This is a genomic window from Streptomyces sp. CoH27 (genome assembly GCF_020181035.1).
GTDB lineage: Bacteria > Actinomycetota > Actinomycetes > Streptomycetales > Streptomycetaceae > Streptomyces > Streptomyces camelliae.
The window spans coordinates 41,759-52,548 of sequence record NZ_JAIQYY010000005.1 but is presented as its reverse complement, the minus strand read 5'-3'; the positions used below and the strand labels follow the sequence as shown (position 1 = coordinate 52,548).

Here is a 10,790-nt window from a genome sequence, read left to right as displayed (position 1 = left end):
GGGGGCGGGGCGGCCTGGCGGGGGTCGAGCGGCCTCGGCGGGGGGCGATACGGCGTCGGGTGCTGGTGGGCCTGGTTCGGCGGGTGTGGGCGGTCATTCGGGTGCCGGTGGGGCGTCGGACGGGGGTGACCCTGGTTCGGCAGGTGCGGGTGGTTTGTCGGATGCCGGCGGGTCTGGTCGGGGTGGAGGGACTTCGGCTGATGCGGGTGCGTGGTCGGGGGGCGGGGGCGCTGGTCGGGGGCAAGCGTCAGCGGCTGCCGGTGGGGGGTCCGGTGGTGGCCCTCGTGGGGGTGGAACGACGGCTGGTGCCGGTGGCTTCGGTGCGGGGCAAGGGTCGTCCGCGGGTGCGGGTGGCCTGGGTGGGGGGCAGGAGCATCAGCGGGCGGAGTCGGCTCTCGTGCCCGGGCAAGGTGGGGCGCCGCGGATCGAGAGCGCGTCCGGCGCGGGATCTCGTGCCGGTGCCGGTACCGGTGGGGACACGCACGCGGGGCGGTTCGGGGTCGGCGGCGGCGATGTCCCGCAGGGTGCCCGGCGACGCGGCCTCGGCAGGTGGGCGCGGCGGCTGGCCGGCGGGCGGTCGGAGCAGACCGGCGGCGAGGAGTCGTACGGCGCCCAAGTGACCCGCTCCCCCGGTGCCGTTCCGGTGGCCGGTGCCCCGCCGCAGCCCGAGGCCTGGCCGGATCCCGCCGCCCTGCTGCTGACGGCACTGGGCCCCGGGCCCCGGCTGTGGGAGCGCGGGCCGGGACACCCGGAGGCGCTGACCGTGCGGCTCGGCACGGCCGACCGGAGCGCGCCGGACGGCTCGGGTCTGGTTCCCGCCGTACCGGTGACGGCGGCGCTGCGCGAGGCGGGCTCACTGGGTCTGGCCGGCCCGCGCCCCCGGCTGTCCGGGCTGGCCCGCGCGGTGCTGGCCCAGCTCGCCGCGCTGCACTCCCCCGACCTGCTGGAGATCGTGCTGATCAGCGCCGACCGCTCCCGCCCGGTGGCGGAGCGCACGGCCGAGTGGTCCTGGCTGGGCTGGCTCCCCCATGTCCGGCCCGGCCACGGCCAGGACTGCCGCCTGCTGCTGGCCTACGACCGCGAACAGGCGGCGGCCCGCACGGAGGAACTGCTCCGCCGGCTGGACGACCACGCGGCGACGGCCAGAACCACGGCCCACCCCACCGGCACCCCGGTGCCCGGCACCGGCGTACCGTCCAGCGCGGCCACGCCCGGCACCCTCCCGAACGCCCTCGCCCAGGGCTCGCTCCCGGGCACCCGCGCCGCAGCCGGCAGCGCGGCCGGGCCGGGCGGCTCCGCCACGCCCGGCACCACGAGCCGCCCCACCGCCGCCGGCACGCCTGCGGCCCCTGCCTGGGACACCGCGCCGGACACGCAAGGCTTCACCGCCTCCGGGTCGCCCTCGGACGCGCCGGGCCGGTCCGCCCACGGCTCACCCGCCGGATCCCGTGACCTGTCGGACCACGCCCCGGCCGACCGCCGTATGCCGGGCAACTCCGCACCCGGCCTGCTGCCCGCACAGCCCACAGCCTCCGGCCACCCGGGCGCACCTGCCCAGGGAGCGGTATCCGGCCACTCCGGCGCTCCCGGACACGGACACGGACACGCTCCGGATGCCTCGGCCGGCGCACCCACCCAGGGAACCGCCGCCGGACACCCCAATACCCCGACCGCTTCCACCCACGGCACGTACTCCACTGCCACGCCCCACCACCCCCCGGCCAACCCCACCGGCCCCACCGGCCCCACCGGACACATCCCCCAGCCCCCGGCCGACTCGGCCCCCGCCCGTCGCCCCTCCTGGGCCAAGGACACCGCCGAAGCCCCGGGCACCGGTGGTTTCCCCGGGCCCTACACGATCGTCGTCGTGGACGGTGATCCCGGCGGAGCCGCCCTGCGGGAGGCTCTCGCGCGGCTTGCCGTGGCCGGGCCGCGGGTCGGGGTGCACGTCGTGTCTCTCGCCGAGACCGAGACCGCGTCGGCCGGCTCCGCCGTGGCGGTGGCGTACGAGGCCGCCTGCACGGTGACGCCGACGTTCCGGCACTGCGGTGCCGTGGCACTGCTCGGCGGGGATGTCGCCACCGGGCTGCATGTGATGCGGGTGGCGCCCAGCGGGCCCGTCGGACCCGGTGTACTCGCGGGCGTGGACGCGGTGTCCGGCGCCTGGGCGGAGCGGTTCGCGCGGGCGCTGGCGCCGCTGCGGCCGGACGGCCCGGTCGCCGGGCCGCACGCGCGCGTGGCCACGCCGTTGCCCCAGTCGGCCCGGCTGCTGGACGAGTTGGGGCTGGCCCGGGCCACCCCGGCGTCGCTGATGGCGCGCTGGGCGGACGCGGCGGACGACACCCAGGCGCTCGGCGGCCGGGCGCGTGCGGTGCTCGGTGCCGGACCGCGCGGGCCGCTCACCGCCGACCTGGTGGCCGACGGGCCCCATCTGCTGATCGAGGGACCGGCCGGCAGCGGCCGTACGGAGCTGCTGCGGGCGGTGGTGGCCTCGCTGGCCGCCGCCGAGCGGCCGGACCGGCTCGGCATCGTGCTGATCGACGGGCGGGACGGGGTCGGGACGGGCGCCGGACGCGGTGAGGGGCTGCGGGTGTGTACCGACATACCGCACGTCACCACCCACCTCATCGCCAACGACCCCGTACGGATGCGGGAGTTCGCCCAGTCGCTGGCAGCCGAGCTGAAGCGGCGCGCGGAGCTGCTGGGCCGGTCGGACTTCGCCGAGTGGCATGCGGGACGCGCGCTGTCGGGCCGTATCGTCGCGCAGCGCACGTCCTCCTCCGCCGCCACCTCCGCTTCCGCCTCCGCCTCCTCGGGGGACATAGAGGCGCCGCCCAGTTCCACCCTGCGGCTGCGGCCGGGCGCCGCCGCGCGTCAACGGGCCGATGCCATACCGCCGTTGCCCCGGCTCGTGGTGGTCGTCGACGATCTGGACGCGCTGGTCACGCCCGCGCTCGGCTCGCCCGGCCGGCCCGCCGCGGGCTCGGTGATGCGGGCGCTGGAGGCGGTGGCCCGGGAGGGTGCGCGGCTCGGCGTGCATCTGGTGGCGGCGGCCGGGACGGGGGGTCGTACGGCGGAGACGGAGCCGACACGCCGGGCCACGCTGCGGGTCGCGCTGGTCGCCCCGGCGTCCGGGCCGGACGAACCGGCGCCGGGGCGCGGACAGTTGGCGTACGCGGACGGCCGGGTCACCGGTTTCCAGGCGGGCCGGGTGACGGGCCGTATCCCGCGGACCGCGACCCAGCGGCCGACGGTCGTGCCGCTGGACTGGGCGCGGATGGGCGACCCGCCGGCCCGCCGGCCGGTGCGGGAGCTGGGCAACGGTCCGACCGACCTGGCCCTGCTGGCGAGCGCGGTGGAGCGGGCGGCCCGGGAGGTGTCGGCGGCACGGGTGCCGTCCCTCCTCTGAACCGCCCCTCTGCTCCGCCCCGCCCCGCCGATCCGAGGTCGATCCGCACCCGTACGCATACACTCACGGTCACGAGCCGGTCACGATGGGCACGGAGAGGCTGCATGCGCTCTTGCCCGTCCTGAGCGGCCCGGCGTAGACCGGAGCGCACGGGACAGCCGACGAACGGGGAAGTGATGCGCATCCACAGCAGCAGCACCATCCGGCCACACAGGACCGTCACCACACTCGCGGCCCTGCTCACGGGGGCCCTCGCGCTCTCCGCGTGCTCCAGCAGCGACAACAAGAGCGGCAAGGACACAACGGACAGCGGTACCCCCGCCAGTACCTCCACCGGTTCCACCGTCAGTCTGCCGAAACTGAACGGCACCACCCTGGAGATCGCCGCCGTCTGGACCGGCCAGGAGCAGGCGAACTTCAAGCAGGTGCTGGCCGAGTTCGAGAAGCGGACCGGCGCGAAGGTCACCTTCGTACCCGCGCAGGATCCGATCATCAACTTCCTCGGTTCGAAGATCGCGGGCGGCCAGCCGCCGGACGTGGCGATGCTGCCGCAGCCCGGTGCCATCAAGCAGGCGGTGCGGCAGAAATGGGCCAAGCCGCTCGGCCCCGAGGCGCTGGCGGAGTTGCAGAAGAACTACTCGCAGGGCTGGCAGGACATCGGCAAGGTCGACGGCAAGCAGTACGGCGTCTACTACAAGGCCGCCAACAAGTCGCTGATCTGGTACAACGCCAAGGTCTTCGAGAACGCGGGCGCCAAGGAGCCGAAGACCTGGAAGGACCTGCTGACCAGCGCGCAGGCGGTGTACGACTCCGGTGTCACCCCGTTCTCGGTGCCGGGCGCGGACGGCTGGCCGCTGACGGACTGGTTCGAGAACGTGTATCTGTCCCAGGCCGGCCCGGAGAAGTACGACCAGCTCACGCAGCACAAGATCAAGTGGACGGATCCGTCGGTCAAGCAGGCCCTGGAGACGCTCGCGCAGATCTGGGGCAAGAAGGACTACCTCGCGGGCGGGCAGAGCGGCGCGCTGCAGACGGAGTTCCCGGCCTCGGTCACCCAGACCTTCACCGGCGGCGACCAGCCGAAGGCCGCGATGGTCTACGAGGGCGACTTCGTGCAGGTCAACATCGGTGAGACCAAGGCGAAGGTGGGCACGGACGCGAAGGTGTTCCCGTTCCCGGCCGTCGGCTCCACCGCGCCCGTGGTCTCCGGCGGCGACGCGGCCGTGATCCTGAAGGACTCCAAGGCGGCCCAGGCCCTGGTCACCTTCCTCGCCTCCCCGGACGCGGCGACGATCCAGGCGAAGCTCGGCGGCTATCTCTCGCCGAACAAGAGCGTGCCGATCTCGGCGTATCCGAACGAGGTGCAGCAGAAGATCGCCAAGGCGCTGATCGCGTCCGGTGACGACTTCCGCTTCGACATGTCCGACCAGGCCCCGCAGGCCTTCGGCGGCACCCCGGGCAAGGGCGAGTGGAAGGATCTCCAGGACTTCCTGCGCAACCCGTCGGACGTCGCGGGCACCCAGGCGAAGCTGGAGAGGGACGCGGCGGCGGCGTACGGAAGCGGGAGCTGACCCGGCGATGGCGTCGGCAGCGACGGCGGGCGCCCCACCGGGCCCCGCCGCACCCCGCGGTCGCAAGAGCCGTCAGAGCGTGACCGGCACCCGCAGGGCGGTGGCAGCGCTGTTCCTGCTGCCGGCCCTGGTGCTGCTCGGCGCGCTCGTGGTCTACCCGATCGGGTACTCGCTCGTCCGCAGCTTCGTGGGCAACTCCGGCCACGGTTTCGCCGGAGTCGACAACTACCGGACCCTCTTCACGGACAACGGCATCCGCACCGCCTTCAAGAACAACGTCATCTGGGTGGTGTTCGCCCCCACGGTCTCCACCGCGCTCGGTCTGATCTTCGCGGTGCTGACCGAGAAGGTGCGCTGGGGAACGGCGTTCAAGTTGGTCGTCTTCATGCCGATGGCGATCTCGATGCTGGCGGCCGGGATCATCTTCCGGCTGGTGTACGACCAGGATCCGCACAAGGGCGTCGCGAACGCGGTGTGGGTGGGCGTGCACGACACCTTCGCCCAGTCCTCGGCGTTCCCGAAGGCCCACCCCGGGCGTGAGTCGCCGCTCGTCGCGCAGAACGGAGGTTTCGTCACCAAGGCCACCGTCCACGCCGGACAGCCGGTCGCCCTCCCCCTGGTCGGTGTCGCGCCCGACCAGATGCCGGACGGCGCGAAGCAGGCCGTGGCGGCCACGCCGGAGCCCGGGAAGGTCACCGGCACCACCTGGCAGGACTTCACCCGTGGCAAGGGCGTCGGACGGCTCGGCGTGCCCGATCCGTCCGAGCAGGGGTACGCCGGGATGCGGATCGAGGCGGTGAAGGACGGCGCGGTGGTCGCCTCCACCAAGGCGGCCGGTGACGGCACCTTCACCCTGCCCGCGTCCGCCGACGGGGCCCGGCTGCGGCTGCCGGCGAGCAACTTCAGGGAGCCGTACAACGGGGTGTCGTGGCTCGGGCCGACGCTGGTCACCCCGGCGATCATCGGGGCGTACGTGTGGATGTGGGCGGGCTTCGCGATGGTGCTGATCGCGGCCGGGCTCGCGGGTGTGCCGCGGGAGCTGCTGGAGGCCGCGCGGGTGGACGGCGCGAGCGAGTGGCAGGTGTTCCGCAAGATCACCGTGCCGCTGCTGGCACCGGTCCTCGCGGTCGTCACCGTCACCCTGATGATCAATGTGCTGAAGGTGTTCGACCTCGTCTACATCATCGCCCCGGGCTCCTCCCAGGCCGACGCGAACGTGCTCGCCCTGGAGCTGTACCGCAAGGGCTTCGCGGAGGACCGGCCGGGCGTCGCGAGCGCGATCGCGGTGCTGCTGCTGGTGCTGGTGATCCCGGTGATGGCGTTCAACATTCGTCGGCTGCGGCGGGAGCGGGAGGTGCGGCGATGACGGCGACCGCCGGGAGTGTCACGAATGCCGGTCCCGCCCGGACGGTGCAGGCGAAGCAGTCCCTCGGCGCACGCATCACGGAGAAGCTGAGCGGCGGCCTGGTCCGTGTCTTCCTCGTCCTCGTCGGCCTGTTCTGGCTGGTGCCGACCATCGGGCTGCTGCTGGCCTCGCTGCGCTCCCCGCAGGACATGAGCGCGAGCGGCTGGTGGACGGTGTTCACCAAGCCGTCCCAGTTCACCTTCGACAGCTATCAGAAGCTGCTGGAGAACAGCGACATCACCACCTCCCTCTGGAACACCGTCCTGATCACGGTCCCGGCGACGGTCCTGGTCGTCGTGGTCGGCTCGCTCGCGGGCTACGCGTTCGCGTGGATGGAGTTCCCGGGCCGGGACTGGTGGTTCCTGGGCGTGGTGAGTCTGCTGGTGGTGCCGGTGCAGGTGGCGCTGATCCCGATCGCCGAACTCTTCGGGAAGATCGGCCTGTTCGGGACCATCTTCGGGGTGATCCTCTTCCACACCGGCTTCGGGCTGCCGTTCGCGGTGTTCCTGCTGCGGAACTTCTTCGCGGAGATCCCCCGCGAGCTGCTGGAGGCGGCCCGGCTCGACGGCGCCGGTGAACTGCGGCTGTTCGCGCGGGTGGTGATGCCGCTCGGCGGGCCGGCGATCGCGAGCCTCGGCATCTTCCAGTTCCTGTGGGTGTGGAACGACATGCTGGTGGCGCTGGTGTTCACCAAGTCGGGCACCCAGCCGATCACGGTCGCGCTGCAGACACAGGTACGGCAGTTCGGCAACAACGTCGACGTGCTGGCGCCCGGCGCGTTCATCTCGATGGTGATCCCGCTGGCCGTGTTCTTCGCGTTCCAGCGGCAGTTCGTGTCCGGCGTGATGGCGGGCGCGGTCAAGTAGCCGCCGCCGTGCGGGGGTGGGCCGTAGCAGGACTAGCGGGGGGTGGGCCGTAGCAGGCCTGCCCCTCGCCGTGTCTCCCGGGTCCCCCACATGCCGTACGCGCCGTAACCAATTCACTCCATCGGCCGTTGCCGGTCAGACCGCCGCGCCGACCGACGACCCATGGATGTCCCCTTGCCCCGGTTCAGTGTCATCGTCCCCGCGTACCAGGTCCAGGCGTACCTCTCGGAGTGCCTGGACTCGGTGCTCACGCAGTCGTGTCCCGATCTTGAAGTGATCGCCGTGGACGACTGCTCACCGGATTCCTGCGGCGCGATCGTCGACGAGTACGCGGCCCTGGACGCGCGCGTGAAGGCCGTGCACCTGGCGGAGAACCGGGGGCTCGGCGGTGCCCGCAGCGCGGGGCTGGCCGAGGCGAGCGGTGACTACCTGGTCTTCCTGGACGGCGACGACACGCTCACCTCTGACGCGCTGCGGGCGATCGCGGACCGGATCAAGGAGGCCGGGGAGCCGGACGTCCTGGTGTACGGCTCCGCGCGCACGTACTGGGACGGCCGGGCCGTGCGCGACCAGCCGGCCGGCCTGCTCACCGAGCAGGGCCCGGTGCCGTTCCGGCTGGAGGACCGGCCGGGGCTGCTGCGGATGCCGGTGGCCGCCTGGAACACGGCCTGCCGGCGGGAGTTCGTCACGCGGCAGGGCTTCACTTTCCCGCCGGGCTCCTGCGCGGACGCCTCCTGGACCCTCCCGGTGCTGATGGCGGCGGACTCGATCGGGACACTGGACCGGGTGTGCGTGCACCACCGGCAGCGCCCGCAGAGCGGCACCGTCCCCGGCGCCCTCGCCGGCACGGGCAGCCGTCGGCACGTCGATCTCTTCGAGGAGTACGACCGGGTCTTCGCGTACGTCGCCGGGCGGCCCGAACTGGCGGGGTGGCGCACGGAGTTGTTCCGCCGCATGGTCGACCACTACGCGGCGGTGTACACGCTGGGCGGCCGGCTGCCGCGCGGCAGCCGGGCCGAGTTCCTGCGCCGGGCCCGCGCCCACTACCGGCGGCACCGGGTCCCCGGCACCCGGATGCGGCCGGGCCACGCCCTGGTCCGCTTCGGTCTGCGCCGCACGTTCCGCGCGCTCCAGCTCGCCTCGGCCGTGCGTCGGCGCACGCTGAAGGCGGCGGTGAAGCTGGCCCGCGCCGTGCGCTCCGGCGCGTTGCGCCTGCACTATCAGGTCCAGCTGCGGCTGCCGGTGCGTGCCGACCGCGCGGTGTTCACCGCCGCCGAGGGGCACGGCGGCGACCCGGGCGCGCTGGAGGAGGCGTTCCGCACCCACGCCCCGCACATCCGCACCGCCTGGATCACCCGCCCCGGCCACGAGCACGCGGTGCCGCCCGGCCCGCGCCGCGTCCGGCCCGGTGGCGCCGCCTACTGGACGGCGCTGGCCCGTGCGAAGTACCTGGTCACCGACGACGTACTGGAGCCGCGGCTGCGCAAGCGGCGCGGGCAGGTGGTGATCAGGACCGGGCAGGGCACCCCGCTCGGGCACATGGGCCTGGACCTGCTGGAGCGTCCGGCGGCGGCGCGGGACATCGACTTCGCCGCGCTGCTGCGGGGCGCCGCCCAGTGGGACCACGTCCTGTCCGGCAACCGGCACTCGACGCTCGTCTGGGAGCGGGTCCTGCCGGGCCGTTACCGCACGCTGGAGTACGGCGCCCCGCGCAACGACGTCTTCCAGCGGGCGACCTCGGCGGACGTGACCCGGCTGCGCGAGTCGCTGGGCGTGCCGCGCGGCGCGGTCGCGATCCTGTACGCGCCGGCCCACCGCGACCACCGGCGCACCCAGCACCCGCTGCTGGACCTGGAGCGGATCGTGCGCCGCCTCGGCCCGCGCTTCGTGATCCTGGCCCGCACGCCGTACGACCCGGCTGCCGGGAGCGGCCGGGTCATCGACGTCCGCGACCATCCGAGCGTGCAGTCCCTGTGTCTGGCCTCGGACGTGCTGCTCACCGACTACGCGTCGCTGATGTTCGACTACGCGGGCCTGGACCGGCCGATCGTGGTGCACACCGAGGACTGGGCGGCGTACGAGGCGGCCCGCGGCGCCTACCTCGACCTGCGCGCCACCCCGCCGGGCGCGGTCGCGCGCAGCGAGGACGAGCTGATCGACATCTTCGCCACCGGCCACTGGCGCGGCTCACGCTCGGCCCAGCTGCGGGCGGCGTTCCGGGAGCGGTTCTGCCCGTACGACGACGGGCGCGCCGCCGAGCGGGTCGTACGGCATGTGGTGCTGGGCGAGCCGGCGGAGGCGCCGGCGCCGGTGGTGCCGCTCGCGGAGCGTCATCCGGTGCCGGCGGCGGGGGCGCGCTCCCCGCTGACCACCGTGCCACAGCCCTCCGGCCGGCTTCCTGTCACCGAGCGCCGGTGAGCACTTTTCCGCGGCGGACTACTCGATGACGAGGTCGACCTCGATGTTGCCGCGGGTGGCGTTGGAGTAGGGGCAGACCTGGTGGGCGGTCTCGACCAGCTTGCGGCCGGTCTCCTGGTCCACGGTGTCGGGCAGCTCGACGCGCAGCGTCACCTTCAGCCCGAAGCCCTCGCCCTGCTTGCCGATGCCGACCTCGGCGGTCACCGCCGCGTCGCTGACGTCGACCTTCGCCTGCCGGCCGACGAGGCCGAGGGCGCTGCCGAAGCAGGCGGCGTAACCGGCGGCGAAGAGCTGCTCGGGGTTGGTGCCCTCACCGTTGCCGCCCAGCTCCACCGGCGGTGCCAGCTTGAGGTCGATCTTGCCGTCGGAGGAGACGGCACGACCGTCACGGCCGTGGGTGGCGGTGGCTACGGCGGTGTAGAGCGCGTCCATGAAGACCATCCCTTTACGAAATCGAGTGTTCCGGCGGCCTGTCCTGTCCGCCGCACGACCACAAGTAGAGCACGCAATTAAGTTGTGCGCAACCAAATGGCCCGCAAGAGCTACCCTGGACCCATGACCGCCACGACCAGCACCGCCGCCGACACGGACTGGCTCCGCCTGGACCGCCAGATCTGCTTCTCCCTGCACGCCGCGTCCCGCGCCTTCAACGGCGTCTACCGCGTGGTCCTCAAGGACCTCGGGCTCACGTATCCGCAGTACCTGGTGATGCTGGTGCTGTGGGAACAGGGCGATCTGCCCGTCAAGAAGCTCGGCGAACATCTGCGGCTCGACTCCGGCACGCTGTCCCCGCTGGTCAAGCGGCTGGAGGCGGCCGGCCTGGTGCACCGGGAGCGCAGCGCCCAGGACGAGCGCTCGGTCCAGGTCCGCCTCACCGAGGAGGGCGCGGCACTGCGCGAGCGGGCCCGGGAGGTACCGCGCCGCATCGTCGACGCAACCGGCTTCGACCCGGCGGAGATCGCGGCCCTCCGCGACCGCCTGGACCAGCTCACCGCCACGCTGGACGCGGCGGCGCTGACGGCGGCCGCACGGGACGCGAGCTGAGCGCTCCGCGGGAAGTGCCGCAATGAGCCGTCGGTCGTCTGCGGGCCCGTCGCGGCTGGGCGCGCCCCGCGGCGGAG

General features: G+C 73.5%; 7 protein-coding genes. 6 read left to right on the top strand and 1 reads right to left on the bottom strand.

Going from position 1 to position 10,790, the window contains the following annotated elements; all coding sequences use genetic code 11:
* Nucleotides 1-85: 85 nt before the first annotated feature.
* The 5 genes from LE548_RS09065 to LE548_RS09045 all read left to right on the top strand — a co-directional run bounded on the left by LE548_RS09065 (nt 86) and on the right by LE548_RS09045 (nt 9,669).
* A complete protein-coding gene (locus LE548_RS09065; protein ID WP_308030077.1) occupies nt 86-3,409 on the top strand; it encodes an FtsK/SpoIIIE domain-containing protein in 3,324 nt (1,107 codons plus the stop codon).
* A gap of 176 nt (nt 3,410-3,585) precedes the next feature.
* Nucleotides 3,586-4,980, top strand: coding sequence for an ABC transporter substrate-binding protein (locus LE548_RS09060; protein ID WP_225096157.1), 1,395 nt, complete (start codon nt 3,586-3,588; stop codon nt 4,978-4,980).
* 79 nt (nt 4,981-5,059) lie between these two features.
* Nucleotides 5,060-6,346 carry a carbohydrate ABC transporter permease gene (locus LE548_RS09055; RefSeq protein ID WP_225096156.1) on the top strand — a complete coding sequence of 429 codons (1,287 nt, stop codon included), beginning with the start codon at nt 5,060-5,062 and terminating at the stop codon, nt 6,344-6,346.
* Complete coding sequence (locus tag LE548_RS09050) at nt 6,343-7,251, top strand: carbohydrate ABC transporter permease (RefSeq protein ID WP_225096155.1); 909 nt, start codon at nt 6,343-6,345, stop codon at nt 7,249-7,251. Before LE548_RS09055 ends, LE548_RS09050 begins: the two co-directional genes overlap by 4 nt.
* Before the next feature lie 174 nt (nt 7,252-7,425).
* Nucleotides 7,426-9,669: a bifunctional glycosyltransferase family 2 protein/CDP-glycerol:glycerophosphate glycerophosphotransferase gene (locus LE548_RS09045; RefSeq protein ID WP_225096154.1), complete on the top strand. Its 2,244-nt coding sequence runs from the start codon at nt 7,426-7,428 to the stop codon at nt 9,667-9,669.
* An 18-nt stretch (nt 9,670-9,687) separates the two neighbouring features.
* On the opposite strand, the gene LE548_RS09040 is transcribed toward LE548_RS09045, so the two are convergent.
* A complete protein-coding gene (locus LE548_RS09040) occupies nt 9,688-10,101 on the bottom strand; it encodes an organic hydroperoxide resistance protein (protein WP_071383914.1) in 414 nt (137 codons plus the stop codon).
* Between the two features lie 96 nt (nt 10,102-10,197).
* Between LE548_RS09040 and LE548_RS09035 the strand changes: the two genes are divergently transcribed.
* Entirely contained in the window at nt 10,198-10,713 is a 516-nt protein-coding gene (locus LE548_RS09035) for a MarR family winged helix-turn-helix transcriptional regulator (protein WP_374116043.1), read from the top strand.
* The last annotated feature ends 77 nt before the right edge of the window (nt 10,714-10,790 follow it).

Bases quoted from the DNA above. Each gene is read 5' to 3' on its own strand.
- LE548_RS09035 (WP_374116043.1), top strand. From the start codon at position 10,198: ATGGCCCGCAAGAGCTACCCTGGACCCATGACCGCCACGACCAGCACC.
- LE548_RS09060 (WP_225096157.1), top strand. From the start codon at position 3,586: ATGCGCATCCACAGCAGCAGCACCATCCGGCCACACAGGACCGTCACC.
- LE548_RS09050 (WP_225096155.1), top strand. From the start codon at position 6,343: ATGACGGCGACCGCCGGGAGTGTCACGAATGCCGGTCCCGCCCGGACG.
- LE548_RS09040 (WP_071383914.1), bottom strand. From the start codon at position 10,101: ATGGACGCGCTCTACACCGCCGTAGCCACCGCCACCCACGGCCGTGAC.